18 protein-coding genes and 1 pseudogene are annotated in these 16,474 nt (G+C 53.3%); 9 read left to right on the top strand and 10 right to left on the bottom strand.

What is annotated here, in order from left to right:
* Positions 1 to 280: 280 nt before the first annotated feature.
* The 3 genes from ACEYDX_RS11165 (at position 281) to tmk (ending at position 3,880) form a co-directional block, all read left to right on the top strand.
* Positions 281 to 1,429 (top strand): ATP phosphoribosyltransferase regulatory subunit, encoded by a 1,149-nt coding sequence (locus ACEYDX_RS11165; protein WP_373742090.1) that lies wholly within the window; start codon positions 281 to 283, stop codon positions 1,427 to 1,429.
* Positions 1,430 to 1,634: 205 nt separating this feature from the next.
* Complete coding sequence (locus ACEYDX_RS11160; protein WP_373742089.1) at positions 1,635 to 2,933, top strand: adenylosuccinate synthase; 1,299 nt, start codon at positions 1,635 to 1,637, stop codon at positions 2,931 to 2,933.
* A 317-nt stretch (positions 2,934 to 3,250) separates the two neighbouring features.
* Positions 3,251 to 3,880, top strand: coding sequence for a dTMP kinase (gene tmk / locus ACEYDX_RS11155; RefSeq protein WP_373742092.1), 630 nt, complete (start codon positions 3,251 to 3,253; stop codon positions 3,878 to 3,880).
* Here the strand turns inward: tmk and ACEYDX_RS11150 are convergent.
* A complete protein-coding gene (locus tag ACEYDX_RS11150; protein WP_373742088.1) occupies positions 3,877 to 4,026 on the bottom strand; it encodes a hypothetical protein in 150 nt (49 codons plus the stop codon). The genes tmk and ACEYDX_RS11150 overlap by 4 nt on opposite strands.
* A gap of 292 nt (positions 4,027 to 4,318) precedes the next feature.
* Here ACEYDX_RS11150 and ACEYDX_RS11145 point away from each other — a divergent pair, with 292 nt between their 5' ends.
* Together ACEYDX_RS11145 and ACEYDX_RS11140 are read left to right on the top strand one after the other, a co-directional pair.
* Positions 4,319 to 5,398: a hypothetical protein gene (locus ACEYDX_RS11145; RefSeq protein WP_373742087.1), complete on the top strand. Its 1,080-nt coding sequence runs from the start codon at positions 4,319 to 4,321 to the stop codon at positions 5,396 to 5,398.
* Positions 5,399 to 5,751: 353 nt separating this feature from the next.
* Positions 5,752 to 6,288, top strand: a complete 537-nt coding sequence (locus ACEYDX_RS11140; RefSeq protein WP_373742086.1) for a hypothetical protein — start codon at positions 5,752 to 5,754, stop codon at positions 6,286 to 6,288.
* 299 nt (positions 6,289 to 6,587) lie between these two features.
* On the opposite strand, the gene ACEYDX_RS11135 is transcribed toward ACEYDX_RS11140, so the two are convergent.
* Positions 6,588 to 8,069, bottom strand: coding sequence for a S41 family peptidase (locus tag ACEYDX_RS11135; RefSeq protein ID WP_373742085.1), 1,482 nt, complete (start codon positions 8,067 to 8,069; stop codon positions 6,588 to 6,590).
* 592 nt (positions 8,070 to 8,661) lie between these two features.
* On the opposite strand from ACEYDX_RS11135, the gene azu reads away from it, so the two are divergent.
* The 3 genes from azu to ACEYDX_RS11120 all read left to right on the top strand — a co-directional run bounded on the left by azu (position 8,662) and on the right by ACEYDX_RS11120 (position 10,701).
* Positions 8,662 to 9,261 carry an azurin gene (azu, locus tag ACEYDX_RS11130; protein WP_373742084.1) on the top strand — a complete coding sequence of 200 codons (600 nt, stop codon included), beginning with the start codon at positions 8,662 to 8,664 and terminating at the stop codon, positions 9,259 to 9,261.
* Positions 9,262 to 9,354: 93 nt separating this feature from the next.
* On the top strand, positions 9,355 to 10,125 hold the full coding sequence (locus ACEYDX_RS11125) for an MOSC domain-containing protein (protein WP_373742083.1): 771 nt from the start codon (positions 9,355 to 9,357) through the stop codon (positions 10,123 to 10,125).
* 66 nt (positions 10,126 to 10,191) lie between these two features.
* A complete protein-coding gene (locus ACEYDX_RS11120; RefSeq protein WP_373742082.1) occupies positions 10,192 to 10,701 on the top strand; it encodes a hemerythrin domain-containing protein in 510 nt (169 codons plus the stop codon).
* A 75-nt stretch (positions 10,702 to 10,776) separates the two neighbouring features.
* Here ACEYDX_RS11120 and ACEYDX_RS11115 read toward each other — a convergent pair whose 3' ends face one another.
* Both ACEYDX_RS11115 and cysG read right to left on the bottom strand, forming a co-directional pair.
* Positions 10,777 to 11,280: a hypothetical protein gene (locus ACEYDX_RS11115; protein ID WP_373742081.1), complete on the bottom strand. Its 504-nt coding sequence runs from the start codon at positions 11,278 to 11,280 to the stop codon at positions 10,777 to 10,779.
* A 358-nt stretch (positions 11,281 to 11,638) separates the two neighbouring features.
* Positions 11,639 to 13,063, bottom strand: coding sequence for a siroheme synthase CysG (gene cysG, locus ACEYDX_RS11110; RefSeq protein ID WP_373742080.1), 1,425 nt, complete (start codon positions 13,061 to 13,063; stop codon positions 11,639 to 11,641).
* 9 nt (positions 13,064 to 13,072) lie between these two features.
* On the opposite strand from cysG, the gene ACEYDX_RS11105 reads away from it, so the two are divergent.
* On the top strand, positions 13,073 to 13,198 hold the full coding sequence (locus tag ACEYDX_RS11105; protein WP_373742079.1) for a hypothetical protein: 126 nt from the start codon (positions 13,073 to 13,075) through the stop codon (positions 13,196 to 13,198).
* A gap of 132 nt (positions 13,199 to 13,330) precedes the next feature.
* On the opposite strand, the gene ACEYDX_RS11100 is transcribed toward ACEYDX_RS11105, so the two are convergent.
* The 6 genes and pseudogenes from ACEYDX_RS11100 to ACEYDX_RS11075 all read right to left on the bottom strand — a co-directional run.
* Positions 13,331 to 13,558, bottom strand: coding sequence for a DUF4189 domain-containing protein (locus ACEYDX_RS11100; protein WP_373742091.1), 228 nt, complete (start codon positions 13,556 to 13,558; stop codon positions 13,331 to 13,333).
* 20 nt (positions 13,559 to 13,578) lie between these two features.
* Positions 13,579 to 13,857: a hypothetical protein gene (locus ACEYDX_RS11095; protein WP_373742078.1), complete on the bottom strand. Its 279-nt coding sequence runs from the start codon at positions 13,855 to 13,857 to the stop codon at positions 13,579 to 13,581.
* 157 nt (positions 13,858 to 14,014) lie between these two features.
* On the bottom strand, positions 14,015 to 14,557 hold the full coding sequence (locus ACEYDX_RS11090) for a DUF4189 domain-containing protein (RefSeq protein WP_373742077.1): 543 nt from the start codon (positions 14,555 to 14,557) through the stop codon (positions 14,015 to 14,017).
* 154 nt (positions 14,558 to 14,711) lie between these two features.
* The gene (locus tag ACEYDX_RS11085; RefSeq protein WP_373742076.1) at positions 14,712 to 15,251 is read right to left on the bottom strand and encodes a DUF4189 domain-containing protein; all 540 of its coding nucleotides are present in this window, start codon (positions 15,249 to 15,251) and stop codon (positions 14,712 to 14,714) included.
* A gap of 161 nt (positions 15,252 to 15,412) precedes the next feature.
* Positions 15,413 to 15,844, bottom strand: a complete 432-nt coding sequence (locus ACEYDX_RS11080; protein WP_373742075.1) for a DUF4189 domain-containing protein — start codon at positions 15,842 to 15,844, stop codon at positions 15,413 to 15,415.
* A gap of 99 nt (positions 15,845 to 15,943) precedes the next feature.
* Positions 15,944 to 16,474, bottom strand: a pseudogene (locus tag ACEYDX_RS11075) (hypothetical protein); the annotation flags it as partial.

Below are 16,474 nucleotides of genomic sequence, written 5' to 3'. Positions count from 1 at the left end.
CTAAATTCGGCTTAAAGGGAATTTAGAGGATTTTAGGGTGTTTGGGAAGTATTGGAATACTTGGTAACTATGGTTACTTTTTATGAGGTTTAACAAGGGTTTTGCAAAAGTCTCAGCCTTTCCGTCGGCATCCGTTTGCGAAAACAGGCTGCACCGTTTGACGGTTTATGTTAAAGTTTCGTTGAAATAACTTCGCGGATTATTCCGCTGCAAGGGCTGCGTCGAAATGCAGCCTTTATTGTTGTTACGACGGGGCAACCCGCTGTTTGGAGAAACGAAGATGCAGCCTTGGCAACTGCCCGAACACATCGCCGATATTCTGCCCACCACCGCACGGCAGCTTGAGAGTGCGCGCGAACGCCTGTTGGCGCTGTTCCGCGTGCACGGTTACGAGTTGGTGCATCCGCCTCTGATGGAATACAGCAATTCCCTGCTGACCCACATCGATGCGGGCTTGTCGCTGAAAACCATCCGTGTGGTCGATCAGTTGAGCGGTCGGCAGCTCGGTATCCGTGCTGATATTACGCCGCAGGTGGCACGTATCGATGCGCATCTGCTGTCGGCCAACAACGGTATCAACCGCTTGTGTTATGCCGGTTCGGTGCTGCACGCGCGTCCCGACGGTTTTTTGAGTACGCGCGAACCTGTGCAGGTGGGTGCGGAGCTGTACGGTTTCGCCGGTGTACAGGCCGACATCGAGCTGGTCGATTTGATGCTGAAAAGTATGCGGGCAGGCAATATGGGCGGTATTCTGCTGTCGCTCGGCCATATCGGGGTGTTCCGCGCGCTGGCCGCCGCTGCGGGCTTGTCCGATGCGCAGGCGGCGCAGCTTTTGTCGCTGATGCAGGACAAAGATGCGGGGGCGGTCAAGGCGTTGGTACAGTCGTGGCGGCTCGACGGTATGTGGGCCAAGGCGTTTGCGCTGCTGCCCGCGCTGTACGGCGGCAGGGAAGTGGTTGCGGATGCGCGGCGGTTGTTGCCCGATTTGTCTGCCGTCGGCACGGCGTTGGACGGATTGCAGGCCGTCTGCGACGCTTTCCCCGAGCAGGAGATACACATCGACCTGTCGGAATTGCGCGTGGACAACTACCACACCGGTCTGCTGTACGCCGCCTATGTTTCAGACGGCCATGAAGCGGTGGCGCGAGGCGGCCGTTACGACGGTTTGGGCGGCTATTTCGGCCGCGAACGTCCGGCCACGGGCTTCAGTTTCGATTTGCGTTCGTTTATCGGCAAACTGCCCGACAGCGGCCGCGAACCGCCGGTGGCCGTGGATTGGCGGGACATGCCGGCGGCCAAAGAAGCGGTCGAACGCCTTCGGAGCGAAGGCCGGGCGGTGGCGGTGGACTACGGTGTCGGCGGCAACGAAGGCACGGTGGCAGGCCGTCTGAAAAATGTCGGCGGCGAATGGAAAGTGGTGGCGGAATAGGGGGCTTGTGCACCGTACCGCAGGCTGGAGCGGCATCTCTGGCGGGAATCCGCCGTGTATCGCAAGTATGGCAAACGGCGGACGGTTCCGCCCTCCGGTCAACGGAACACCGGCAATTGAATCACATTTAATCGGCACGCCGCTTTCAGACGGCCTTATCGGGCGGCTGCCGCAGTTTCGGAAATTTCAAAAAAGGTATCTGGTTATGGCTAAAAACGTAGTGGTCATCGGCGCACAGTGGGGCGACGAAGGTAAGGGCAAAATCGTGGATTGGCTGGCGGAGGAAACCAGCGGCGTGGTGCGTTTCCAAGGCGGCCACAATGCGGGGCATACGCTGGTTGTCGGGGGTAAAAAAACCGTTTTGCGCCTGATACCGAGCGGCATCCTGCACGAGAAACTCGAATGCTTTATCGGTTCGGGCGTGGTACTTTGTCCGCAAGCCCTGTTCGGCGAAATCGACGAACTCAATGCGGCGGGCGTGGCCGATGTGGAAGGCCGTCTGAAAATCGCGCCTACGGCCACGCTTATCCTGCCGTACCATATCGCGCTTGACCAAGCCCGCGAAGCCTCGCGCGGCGCAGGCAAAATCGGCACCACGGGCCGCGGCATCGGCCCCGCCTATGAGGACAAAGTCGCCCGCCGCGCCATCCGCGTGGTGGATTTGCTCGATACAGGCCGTCTGAAAGAAAAGCTCGAAAGCGTTTTGGCCTATTACAACGTACAGCTGCAAAACCTGCACAACGCCGCGCCCGTGGCTTTGGAAGACGTGATGGCCGTGGTGGAGAAATTCGCACCGCGCATCCGTCCCATGGTGGCCGACGTGCCGCGCATCCTGTTCGACAAATACCGAAAAGGCGAACGGCTTCTGTTTGAAGGTGCGCAGGGGACGCTGCTCGACATCGACTACGGCACTTATCCGTTCGTTACCTCGTCCAACTGTTTGGCGGGTGCAGCGTCGGCAGGGGCGGGCGTTCCGCCGCAGATGCTGCATTATGTGCTGGGCATCGTCAAAGCCTATACCACCCGCGTCGGCTCGGGGCCTTTCCCTACCGAGCTGTTCGACGACGTCGGCGCAGGGCTGGCCGAGCGCGGCAACGAATTCGGTTCGGTAACCGGACGCGCGCGCCGCTGCGGATGGTTTGATGCCGCCGCGCTCAAACGTTCCATCCAAATCAACGGTATTTCGGGTATGTGCATCACCAAACTCGACGTGATGGACGGTATCGAAGAAATCAAAATCTGTACCGGCTACACCCTGCCTGATGGCAGCACCACCGACATCCTGCCTTTCGGTTCGGATGCCGTGGCCGGCTGCACGCCTGTTTACGAAACCATGCCGGGCTGGACGGAATCCACTTTCGGCGTGAAAGAGTACGACAAACTGCCTGCCAACGCACGGGCTTATCTGAAGCGCATCGAAGAAATCTGCGGTGCGCCCGTCGCCATTGTTTCCACCGGCCCCGACCGCGAAGAAACCATCGTATTGCACCATCCGTTTGCGTAAGGCGGTAAACGCACAGGCCGTCTGAAAACCGTTTTCAGACGGCCTTTTGCTGAACAGACTGTGTTTGCATGACGTGTCAGCAAACCCGCGTGCCGTTATTCTCGTACAGGCAGGTATTGGCTTTCGCGGTTTCCGGCTAACCGATATTTCTTGCCGGTTACCGAGGATTTCTATCGGCACGAAAATAACGGGCTTTACCGCACATTTGGCAAGTTTTATCCGCTGTAACACGGCAGTTTTCGAAATCTCCCGCTTCGGTAAAATTTCTTGTCCGCACGGCTTCAGGCCGTCTGAGAAAATCCCACGGAAAAATTATGATGAAACCCAGCTTCATTACCCTTGACGGCATCGACGGCGCAGGAAAATCCACCAACCTGGCGGTTATCCGCAGCTGGTTCGAGCGGCGAGGCCTGCCGGTGCTGTTTACCCGCGAACCGGGCGGTACGCCGGTGGGCGAAGCGTTGCGCGAAATCCTGCTCAATCCTGCCACCAAAGCGGGTTTGCGTACGGAAACACTGATGATGTTCGCCGCGCGGCAGCAGCATATCGAAGACGTGATCCGCCCTGCGTTGGCCGACGGCGTTCATGTGGTGTCTGACCGTTTTACCGATGCCACGTTTGCCTATCAGGGCGGCGGGCGGGGCGTGCCGCTGGCGGATATCGAAGTGTTGGAGCAATGGGTGCAGGGCGGTTTCCGCCCCGATTTGACGATTCTGCTGGATGTGCCGCTGGAAGTTTCGATGCAGCGTATCGGGCAGACGCGCGAAAAAGACCGTTTCGAGCAGGAACAGGCCGGTTTTTTCACGCGGGTGCGGGAAGTCTATCTGCAACGCGCCGCCGCCGCGCCGCAGCGTTACGCGGTGGTGGACGGCAACCGCCCTTTGAAAGCGGTGCGGGACGGTATCGAAAAGGTGTTGGACGGATATTTCGGTTTTGTTCAAGACTAGGACGCAGCCTGATTGGGCGGACGGATATTGCTAAAACAAAACTTGAGCAGCAAAGTCGAATCGGAATCCAGGCCGTCTGAAAACTGTTCAGACGGCCATAAAACGGCGAGATGTTTGCCGTTTTGACATTTTCGGTGTTGATTCAAGTCAAAGATACGGCCGTATTTGTGCGCATCAACATAAACCGCTTGACGGAACAGGGCAAACTACATAGGATAGGCATCAGTTTCATAACATGATTTTAATAAACTTAAAAGTAATCTCCCTGCTTCGGGGATTATTTTTATCCTGTTGATGACATCGGTGTCATCGGCAGGGCGGCAGTCTTTTTCCATACACAAATACACGTTTTACCGATTTTGAAGTACCGCTTTTCATACAAACTGCGCTTTTCGGAGCGTTTGACAAAACGTACCTTGATTTTTCGGAGATTTTTTAATGAAAGTTCAAAAAAAACTGGTTGCCGTATGCGCGGCGCTGACTGCTTTGCCTGCCTTGGCCGTGGATACCGTTACCCCGCAGCCCGTACTGACGGACAGTGAAACCGTCAACACAGGCGCTTCGCGAGACGACGGCAAAATCCGCCTGTTTAACGATTTGGTAACCGTTGACGGCGAGTTGCGCGTCCGCGGCGATAAAATCATCGATCCTGAACCCGACCGTACCGACGCGCATTTCAATGCCAACGTTTGGCTGCGCGTGAAGCCGCTGAAAGAGAAAGACTGGGAAATCGTGACCCAGCTCGAGCCGCAGATTAACCTGAAAACCGGAAAATTCAACGGCGACCAAGACGTGCCGATGAACAAACTTTATCTGGAAGGTACGGTTTACGACAAAGTCAAAGCCCGTGTGGGTAAATACGGTGCATTTTCTTCGTACGGCCGCGTTTTCGATAACGAAGTAACTGGCGGCGAGCTGTTCTTTGATTACAGAATGCCCGTTAAAGTGGCCGCAGGCCGTCTGACCAAGCATTTGAACGACAATCCTTTCGGCATCGAAGTGCGCCGTGAAAAATTCGCCTATGCGCAGGCTTCCGTACCTGTGTCGGAAAATGCGAATGTGGGCGCGACCGTCGCCTACGTTGACGACATCAAACGCCGCAACGGCGGTGCCAAAGGCGGTGTTTTCGGCGAATTGGGCGCGGATGCGAAATTCGGCGATTTCCGCACCATGCTGGCGGTGAGCAAGTCCAATATCAAGGAACATACCGATTCCGGCAAAAAAATCGCCAACGAGGGCGTGTTGACCCAAGTGCGCTACAAACAGGCCGACTGGTCGGTGCGCAACAGTTGGGATGTTTATGCCAACTACCGTCGTGTCGGTTTCCTGTCGGGCGTGTCTTCGGTTGAAGATTACAGCAAAAACGTTCAAGGTTTCCAACTCGGTGCCAACTGGATTCCCTACAAAAACTTCAAAGTCGGCGCATTTTATCTGACCGGTAAGGAAGTTACGCCGACCGCAGGCAACGACAAACGCGATGTGAATGTTGTACGCGGCCAGGTTGAATATAAGTTTTAAGTGAAAAACGGAAACGGATGAAAAAAGACGGAAGTGATACGCTTCCGTCTTTCCGTTTTCAGACGGCCTGAACGGGAATCAGGCCGTCTGAAAAATTTGGATGCAGCGGTCAATTTTTTGTTGACAAACACAGGCAGTCTATTCTAAATTGCCAAGCATGAATACCAAAACCGTCCGCCCTTTTGCTTATTTTTATTGGTACCACACAAACGTGCGGTACTTTTTCGCGTCTGCATAAAGTGCAGAGAGCATCAAGCAAAAGCGAAAACGAGCCGCCAGACAATCAGGCGGCGTTTTTTATTTTCCGTTTCGGATTCGCCGCCTGTGATGAACGACAGACAGGAGCCGAACCGATGAAACCCGCCGTACAGCAATCTCAAATTTCTCTTTCCGAAAGTCAACAAACCGTACTCAACCGCTGCATGTTGGTTTGCGACGGTAATGCCCACCGTGCCGATTTGTGTGCGGCAGGTTTGCCTGCAACCGACGGTATCGCCGTCAGCGAAGCACTGCTGCCGCAAATCCGGACAACGGCAGTCATGATTGCCGCCATGCACCACTGTTTCGATGGCCGTAGCCCCGATGTTTTTACTGAGGAAGCCGATTGGTTCGCCGCCAGAATTTTGGTATTGGGTGTCCGCCGCTTCCATCTCGATGTTACGCTCAAACCGATGCTCGATGCGGCAAACCGGCGTGCAGAAGCATTTGCCTTGCGGCACGGCCTGCCGTTTACGCCGGCTGAAATCCGTATGAGCCTGCATGCGCGTCGTCCGGCTAATCTGTTGATTGTTGAAACTGCTCTGGCATTGCCCGAATGCGGAAATATGGTGGCGGACAGTCTAGCTTTGGCACGGTCAATCGGAAATATGGCGGAAACGGTGTTGCGGTAAATAAAAGGCCGTATTTTGCAAAACGGTTGAGGCGATGCGGTGTAGTAAGCCTGTTGAGCCGTTATTTTTGAATCCGTGCATGGTTTTTACCGTTGTTTTTTGGATGGTAAGTATTTTTGTCCGTGAGTACAGATTATCTGTTTGTGTGCGAATGACGGTTGATATGCCTCACTTCGAAAGTTCCACGCTATACGTCCATCATTTTGCAACAAAGTCACAAATAAAAGGCCGTCTGAAAATTTTTTCAGACGGCCTTTCCTGTTGGAAGATTTGAAACCGATATTTAGAAGAAGACGGCTTTATTTGCCTTTTTCTTCTTTTCCGCTTTTTTCATCTTCCTTTATCTTTTTCCATTTCGGATTTTTTGCAGCCAAACCCAACGATTTTTGGTATTGGTCGGGCGATTTTACCAGTTCCAAAGCCTTGCGAAGCTGGTCGTCTTTAGCAGGGTTAGGAACGCGGCGGCTGGAACGTTCTTCGTCGGTCAGTTTTTTGTTTTTGCTTTCGGATTTCGACGTATCGGGTTTGTAGTCATCCGCGCTGATGGAGCTGTTGACTTCTTCGCCGCCGGTCGGGTTGCCGATATGACCGACTAAATCAGCTTCGCGGCTTTCGTCCAAACGGTCTTTGTCTTTGACTTCCACATCGGGAACAATGCCCTGCGCCTGAATCGATCGGTCTGACGGAGTGTAGTAGAGCGAGGTGGTCAATTTGACCGCGCTGCCGTTGGAAAGGGGCAGAACGGTTTGCACCGAACCTTTGCCGAAACTTTGTGTGCCGACGACGACGGCGCGTTTGTGATCCTGCAGGGCACCGGCCACGATTTCGGAAGCAGAGGCGGAGCCTGCGTTAATCAAAACGGCCAAAGGAACGGTTTTTATCTCTGCGGGCAGCCCGTCCAGCGGATCGCGTCCGGCGGATAATTTGTAGTCGCCCGGTGTGGCTTTGAGCACCATGCCGACTTTTCCGTCGCGGCCTTTGGTGCTGACCACGGGTACGCCCTCCGGCAGGAAAGCAGCGGAAACGCCGACTGCACCGTTAAGCAGGCCGCCGGGGTCGTCGCGCAAATCGACAATCAGGCCTTTGAGCGGGGCTTTGTTTTGTTTGGTTAACGCTTGTGCGGCTTCGTTGAGTGCGGCCACGGTGCGCTCTTGGAATTGGCTGATGCGGATGTAGCCGTAGCCGGGTTGGAGCAGGTGGTGGCGCACGCTTTTGACTTTGATGACCGCGCGGGTCAGTTTCACAACGATGGGTTTGTCGACGTTTTTGCGCGACAGGGTCAGGGTGATGTCGGTGCCCGGTTTGCCGCGCATTTTCTTCACGGCTTGGGATACGGTCATGCCGCGGGTGGATTCATTGTTGATTTTGGCGATGAAGTCGCCGCTTTTCACGCCGGCGCGTTCGGCCGGGGTGTCTTCAATCGGGGCGATGACTTTGACGAAGCCGTCTTCCGAGCCGATTTCCATGCCCAAACCGCCGAATTCGCCGGATGTGTTTTCTTTCAGGTCTGCGTAACCTTTTTTGTCCATGTATTCGGAGTGCGGGTCGAGATCGGCCACCATGCCTTTCATCGCGCCTTCAAACAGCTCGGCATCACTTTTGTCTTGATAGTAGTTGGCTTTGATTTGGCCGTAAACTTCGGCCATGGTGCGGATGGACTGCACGGGCAGGGCATCGTCTTTTTTGTCGGCGGCGATGGTCTGCACGCTCAGGCTCAGGGCTACGCCGGTTAAGGCGCCGAGCGTATAGACCGCTACTTTCTGCAAAGTGGGTTTGGACATTGTTCGTACTTTCTCTTTTATCTTTACGGACAGGCTTTCAGACGGCCTGACTTCAAACATTTGAACTTTATGCGATTTAGGGGTGTGGGGCAAGTTTGCAAGGGTAAAAAAATGATAATGGCCGCGGGTTTCGGGCGTTTTGGGGACATTTTTGCCGTTGTGCCGGATAGGGGGGTGTGTCTTTGCCGCAAAAATCGGAAGGCCGTCTGAAAAAACGGGGGGAGACTTTCGGTTTCACTTGGCCTGCCGTCCGGTAATACTTAAGGTTTAGTTATGGTAGTTCTTTATGATTACCTGTTTGGGGCAGGGATATTTTTCCTGTGTTTTATAAATGTAAAGTTATGAAAGAAAGAAGAGATGGATATATCGGTATTATTTGCTTGTCCGTTGTTTTAAATGAAATTGGTATTTTTATCAGGTTGATGTTTTTTAACATTCATCCAAAATATGATTTTTGTCAAAGTTTGCGGTAAAACAAAATTGCATACTCCGCATCTAAGCAACAACGTCTGTAAAACAGCGTTTTTCTTTAATGTGTGATTGCCTTTCGGATCGAATCCGATTCTTCATTTCCCTTTTTGGAGACAAATACATGAAAACCTATTTGGCTTTGATTTCCGCTGCCGTTATCGGTTTGAGCGCCTGTTCGCAAGAATCCAAAACTGCCGCACCTGCATCGTCCGCGCCTGCCGCTGCATCTGCCGAAGCCGCGTCTTCTGCTCCGTCGTCTGCGCCTGCCGCTTCCGAGCCTGCAGCTCCTGCTGCTTCTGCACCCGCTTCTTCCGCAGCAGCTCCTGCCGCTGCGGGCAACTGCGAAGTAACCGTCGATTCTAACGATCAGATGCAGTTCAATACCAAAGATTTGAAACTGAGCAAGGCGTGTAAGGAAGTTACCGTCAAGCTGACCCACAGCGGCACCATGCCTAAAGCGGGTATGGGCCACAACATCGTGATCTCCAAAACCGAAGATGTAGATGCGGTGCTGAAAGACGGTGCAACCGCCGGTATGGATGCGGATTATGTTAAAGCCGGCGACAGCCGCGTGGTTGCCTACACCAAACTGATCGGCGGCGGCGAATCTGCCGAGCTGAAAGTCGATCCCGCCAAACTGGCCGACGGCAAATACGAATTCTTCTGTTCGTTCCCCGGCCACATCGCGATGATGCGCGGTAGCGTAACTTTGGTCGACTAAACCGGCCGTGTACGACAGCCTGCTTGCGAGCGGGCTGTTTTGTTTTGTGCGGTACGGGTAGAATGGGATGACAGGCCGTCTGAAAGGAACGTGATGAAACTGACCGAAATCGTTTACTACCCTGTCAAATCCATGCGCGGCATTGCGGCGGCGGAAGCGGAAATATCGCAGGCAGGGCTGCCGTACGACCGCGAATGGCTGCTGGCGGATACCTCGGGAAAATTCGTTACCGCACGCAAACTGCCCGAACTGCTGTTGTGGTCGGCGAAGCCGTTTTCAGACGGCCTAACGCTGACCGCGCCCGACGGCAGCAGCCGGGAAATCCGTACGGTATCGCTGAATCAGGAAGCGGACGTGCAGGTTTGGAAAGATGTTTTCTCCGCACATTTCGGCGACGAAGAAACCGATGCGTGGCTGAGTGCCAAACTCGGTATGCCCGTGCGCCTGCATTATCTGGGCAGCCCGAGCAGCCGTATTTTGCCGCATACGCAAACGCCGCTGTCTTTTGCCGACGGCGCGCCTTATCTGCTGACATCGCAGGCATCGTTGGACGCGTTCAACGGCATGCTGGACATGCCGGTGGAAATGCGCCGTTTCCGACCGAATCTGGTCATAGACGGCAGCAGCGCATGGGTGGAAGAAGGCTGGAAGCGCATCCGCATCGGTACGGTCGAATTTGAAATCTTCAAACCCTGCGTACGCTGCGTGATGACCACCGTCGATTTGGCCACCGCCCGCAAAGCGCCCGACCAAGAACCGCTGTCCACACTCGCCATTGCCCGTAACGCAATATTCGGCGTCAACATGACCGCATTGGGCAACGGTTCGGTATCCGTCGGCGACGAAGTGCAGGTGTTGGCATAACGCGGCGGTTTCAGCCTGCGGCATGGCGGTTTCAGGCCGTCTGAACAAAACAACCGGAAAACAATCATGGACTTATTCAACACCAAAAGCGTTACCTTTGACGATCCGATAGAAATGCTCTATGCCTGCCACGGCAAAGTGCGGCGGTTTTGCAGCCAAGTCGAAATCCTGCCCGCCCATATCGAAGAAAACGGCTGTACCCCCGCCGTTTTGCAGGCCGTGGAACAAATCGGCCGTTACTTCGACATTGCCGCGCCGCTGCACCACGAAGACGAAGAACAGGATTTTTTCCCGCTGCTGCTGCAATACGCCCCCGAAGCCCAAGACGGCGTGGATGAACTTTTACGCCAGCACACCGTTTTGCACGGCAATTGGGACAAAGTCCGGCAGGAATTTCAAAAACTTGCCGCCGACCACACCCATCCGCTCGACCGCGCCGCATTGATGCGTTTCGCCGAAGGTTACGGCGCACACCTGATGCTGGAAGAATCGCTGTTTGAAACAGGCAAACAGCGCATCCCCGCCGAAAAATTGGCCGAAATAGGTAAAAACATGGCCGCACGGCGCAAAGGGTAGGGTGGTGGCGCGCAGTATTGCCGCATCACTTAAGCAGCCTTATGTAAAATGTAAAGGCCGTCTGAAAACCGTTTTTCAGACGGCCTGATTTTCAGACGGCCTATTGCCAAAGAATCTCCAAAATATTCCTCCCAAAGCCGAAAGACCGGCAAACATTTCCCGTGTCGGTTGAAACAATCCGCCATTCCCGCGCAGGCGGGAATCGGGCGTGATTGACTTCCGGTAACTGCTGAAAAACGCGGCTTCCGCATTAAAATTCCATTCCCATTTTATCCGTCCGGATTCCCGCCTGTACGGGAATGACGGGCGGAGTTTTAGGGAAATCGTGGGAGTTAAGGTCAATCGAAGAAAGAACCAAAGGCCGTCTGAAGAAGCCAAAACTGCAGCACCTGCATCGTCCGCGCTTGCCGCTGCATCTGCCGAAGCTGCGCCTTCTGTTCCGTCGTCTGCGTCTGCCGCAAAATAGTTTTCAGACGGCTTATTTTCAGACGGCCTGCTACCAAAGAATATCCAAAATATTCCTTCCCAAAGCCGAAAGACCGGCAAATATTTTCTGTGCCGGTTGAAATAATCCGTCATTCCCGCGCAGGCGGGAATCCAGGTGCTTGGGTTTCGGCATCTTTTCCATAAACAAACAACCGTTTCTTGTCATTTTGACTTTCGGTATTTGTTCATCAAGCAGGCAACCGTTTTCTACTATTTCGGTCTGGATTCCCGTCTGTGCGGGAATGACGGTGCGGGAGGTTTGGGACTGGGAAAGAAAAAATCGGGAAATGAATGTAACCACAGGCCGTCTGAAAACTGTTTTTCAGACGGCCTGTGGTTGGATTTTCGGGTGGCGTGTTTTCGGATTTTCAGACGGCCTGTTTTGCCGAAACCGTCTTTTTTAAAACCGCCGTGTCAAACCGCATCTTCAAAAACAGCAGGCATCAACCGCTCAGGCAACCTGCTGTCCCGTTTGGTCTGCAATTTCCGTTGTACCGCCATCGTTTGGGCTGCCGAACCAAGCCAGCCGTCCACCCAGTGCGGCAACTTCGCCGATGACCATCAATGCGGGGCGGGGGGCGTCGGCAGCCAGTTCGGGCAGGTCTTTCAGACGGCCTGTGCGCACGGTCTGGTTCGGCAGCGTGCCGTTGGAAATCACGGCGACGGGCGTATCGGGACTGCGGCCGTGTCTGACAAGCTGGGCGGCGATTTCGTCGGCCTTGAGTGTGCCCATATACACCACCAGCGTCTGCTGCGACAGGGCGAGCGTCGGCCAGTCGGGTTCGCTTCCCCTGTGGCGGGTGTGGCCGGTAACGAACAGCGCGCTCTGCGCCATATCGCGGTGGGTCAGCGGGATGCCCGCATACGCGGCGGCACCGAGCGCGGCGGTTACCCCCGGCACGATGCGGTAGGGGATACCCGCACTGCGCAAGGTTTCGGCTTCTTCGCCGCCGCGCCCGAACACGAACGGATCGCCGCCTTTGAGCCGTACCACGCGCCGTCCCTGCCGCGCATATTCCACCAGCAGGCGGTTGGTTTCTTCCTGTTGGACATGGTGCGAACCGGCGCGTTTGCCGACATTGATTTTCTCCGCGTCTTTACGCACCATCGCCATGATTTCGTCGGAAACCAGCGCATCGTACAGCACCACGTCGGCCGCCTGAACCGCCTGCAAAGCATGCAGGGTCAGCAGCCCGGCATCGCCCGGCCCGGCACCCACCAGTACGGCTTCGCCTTTGGACGGCGCGTAATCGTGCAGTTGCGCCGACAACTCGTCTTCCGCTTCTTTCAGACGGCCTTGCGCGGCCAGCGCGGAAAAATGGCTGTCGAACAGCTGTTCCCAAAAACGCCGCCGCTGCTCCGTCCCCTTAATGCCCGCTTTCACCCGTCCGCGCCATTTGCCGGCAATGGCGGCCATCGCACCCGTGTGCAGCGGCACCAGATGTTCGATGGTCTGCCGCCAATGCCGCGCCAGCACAGGCGACGTGCCGCCGCTGGAAACGGCGATTTTTATCGGACTACGGTCAATGACCGCAGGAACGATAAACGACGACAATTCCGCATTATCAACGGTGTTGCACAGCTTTCCGCACGCTTCCGCCGCTTTGAATACGGCGCGGTTGGCTGCTTCGTCGTCGGTGGCGGCCACGGCGAGAAACACACCGTCGAGCATTTCGGGTGCAAACGTTTCCCCCAGCCACTCGATCAGGCCGTCTGAAAGCCATTTTCGGAACACGGGCGAGAGCGTCTGCGCCGCCACACGCACCACAGCCCCGGCCTGCAACAACGCCTCAGCCTTGCGTTCGGCAACATGCCCCGCTCCTGCAAGCAGCACGGGACGGCCGGATAACGCGGCGAAAATAGGGTAATGGCTCATGGTGTTCCTTTGTTGTATTTATTGCTGTGGAACAGCATGTTAAGGCCGTCTGAAAAGATGGGGAAAGAATGGATTCGGATTTGGATAGGCGTTTTGGTTATAAGGCCGTCTGAAACGGTTTTTCAGACGGCCTGAAGGTTATTTGTATAGATTGATATTAGCCAGACCCCGTAGTCCGCTGTATTTTATTACGATGCCGTCTGAAAACAGGTTTCAGACGGCATCACTTCCTTCTAGCGGCATTGTATACGGTTTTACGCAAGCTGGTTAGTTGTACATCCCCTCGGGAACGGAACAGCCTTCGGGCATTACAATTTTACAGCCAGTTGCACCTGTTGCCCGACAACGGCTTAACGCCACAGGCTCAGCCTTACCTGGAATTTCCGCTGCTCTAGAAAGAACTGATTTTTTTCCTAATTTTCCTGAAGCCGCAGCAATACAGCCATTTCTAACCCAAGTAATGACTTTGCAATTCTTGCTGTTACATTGCCTAATAGCTGTTTTTTTTGCTTGAGCTAAAGAATCAGAGTTAAGCGCCCCCCCACAGAACCTGTTTTTTTATCATGAGCCAAAGCCCCGTATTTGGAAGGCCTATCTACGATGATGGTTTCGATGATTTTTGTAGGGGGTGAGCTGCTACGTTGATTACTGTTTCCATAATATCCGGGGCTGTTGACAATAGGTCCCATGCAGTTTGGATCTCCGGATGGACCGGAACCGGGTACTCCGGGTTGGCAGGCTTGTGATACAGCTGCCGAAATAGTCAGCAATATACTTAAAACCAACTTTTTCATGATTTATTCTCCTTATTTTCGGGTTTCGGTGTTGTGGATTGTGGAGGCCTTGCCTCTAATCCCCTGTGTTGTGCAAAACCTTAAAGATGCCGTCTGAAAATACTTTCAGACGGCATCACTTCTTTCGAGCGGCATTATGTACGGTTTTACGAGTTAGTTACTTGTACATTCCGTCGGGAATAGAGCAGGCTTCAGGTACATGAATCTCGCATCCACGTCCTCCTGCTGATTTACAACGATTTATTGCTGTTCTTTCGGCTTGTCCTGGTACTTCAGCTGCCTTATAAAGCCGAAGTTTATTACCAATTTTTCCTTTAGCCGCCGCAATACATCCGTTTCTTACCCATGTAATGACTTTACAATGTTTGTTTCTTCCCCCTTCACTACATTGACGTAGTGCGGCACTTTTAGCCTCTTTTAAGGAATTTGCATTAATTGAACCACCTGTCACACCATTTTTGTCATCGAGAGCCAAAGCCCCATATTTGGAAGCCCTATGTACGATGGTAGTTTTGATGATTTTTTTCGTGGGCGTTGTGGTACTTCCCGATTGCGGCGGAGCTATATTGTACTGTACCAACTGTCCGTTATTGCCTTGGAACCGACAGATTCCGCTTGCGGGATCAAATTGGCCGGGACAGCCGTTACCATAGGCATTCAGGCTGAGGCAGCCCAGTAAAATAAACAGAAACTTCTTCATTATTTGGCCTCCTTGTTTTCGGGTTTCGGTTGTGGGGTTCTTGCCTCTAATCCCCTGTGTTGTATCAGAAAACCTTAAAGATGCCGTCTGAAAATACATTTCAGACGGCATCACTTCTTTCTAGCGGCATTGTATATAGTTTTACGCAAGCTGGTTAGTTGTACATCCCCTCGGGAACGGAACAGCCTTCGGGCATTAAAATCTTACATCCTGAAGCTCCAGAGGCAGTACATCGATTCATAGCAACTTGTTCCGCCCGCCCTGGTTTTTCCGCAGCTTTAAATAATTTCCAGACTTTTCCGGATTTGCCTGTTGCCGCAGCTACGCAGCCATTACGCACCCAAGTAATTATTTTGCAAGAACCATTGCGTTTATTACTCTCACATCTTCGTATTGCTTCTCTTTTGGCTTCTGTTTTTGAATTTGCATTAATAGCACCAGCCACATCGCCTGTTTTATCGCTTAATGCCAAAGCCCCGTATTTGGAAGGCTTATGTACGATGATGGTTTCGATGATTCTTGTAGGGGGGGAGCTGCTACGTTGATTACTGTTTCCATAATATCCGGGACTGTTGACAATAGGTCCCATGCAGTTTGGATCTCCGGATGGACCGGAACCGGGTACTCCGGGTTGGCAGGCTTGTGATACAGCTGCCGAAATAGTCAGCAATATACTTAAAACCAGCTTTTTCATTATTTGGTCTCCTTGTTTTCGGGTTTTGGTGTTGTGGATTGTGGGGTTCTGGTCTCTAATCCCCTGTGTTGTGCCAAAACCTTAAGATGCCGTCTGAAAAACACTTTTCAGACGGCATCACTTCCTTCTAGCGGCATTATGTACGGTTTTACGTAAGCTGGTTACTTGTACATTCCGTCGGGAACCGAACAGGCTTCTGAAATAATCACTTGGCAATCAGAAGCACGTGATGCTTTACATCTATTCATTGCAATGCGTTCTGCACGACCTGGTTTGCCCGTTGCTTTAAACAATACGGAACGGGATGCTTTTTGTCCTGCAACGGCGGCAATACAACCATTTCTTACCCAGCCACTTGCTTTGCAAGGAGCATACCGGCCACCACTTTCACATTTTCTGATGGCTTCCCTTTCAGCAGCAGCAATAGAATTCATGCTTGTTGAGACTGCACTTGCTCCTATTTTAGAGTTAACCGCAATTGCCCCGTATTTGGAAGCCCTATGTACGATGGTTGTTTCGATGATTCTTTTAGGGGGAATGTTGCGTTGGTGATTGTTTCCATAATACCCGGGACTGTTGACAATAGGTCCCATGCAGTTTGGATCTCCGGATGGCCCGGAACCGGGTACTCCGTTGGCAGGCTTGTGATACAGCTGCTGAAATAGTCAGCAATATACTTAAAACCAACTTTTTCATGATTTGGTCTCCTTGTTTTCGGGTTTCGATGTTGTGGATTGTGGGGTTCTAGCCTCTAATCCCCTGTTTTGTGCTAGTTGGGAGTTGGTTCTCATAACATCCGTTGTTTCACTACTATTACTACCCGAAGAGGTATTAAACCAACGATGGGCAGAATTTGTATTTATGCTTTGGTTGGATGCTTGGTTCTGCCCAATCTGCTCATAACGGTTGTGTACTTTCTGCTCCACTTGCTGCTGGTAACTTCTTCCACCGTCGACACCTGGCGGTACGGCACCGCCCGAATTGTTCCAGCGGTCAAGCATGGAATAGGTCATTACCGTTCCCATGGTTTCGCTGAAGAATTTTCCGGCCATGGGCGGTACGGTAATCAGCAAGGCGGTTAACATCAAACCCAAGCCTAGCTGTTGGGTTACGGTCTGCATGATTCCGGTGGAGCCTTTGCCGGTTAGAATAAATGATGCGGCATCGGATATCATCGAAGTGGAAGTGATGTTGCTGACCAAATCCATGCTGATGTCGGCCAT

Origin of the sequence: Neisseria sp. (genome assembly GCF_041804105.1) — a bacterium.
Taxonomy (GTDB): domain Bacteria; phylum Pseudomonadota; class Gammaproteobacteria; order Burkholderiales; family Neisseriaceae; genus Neisseria.
The sequence above is the reverse complement of the archived record's forward strand: the minus strand, read 5'-3'. Positions and strand labels throughout refer to the sequence as shown.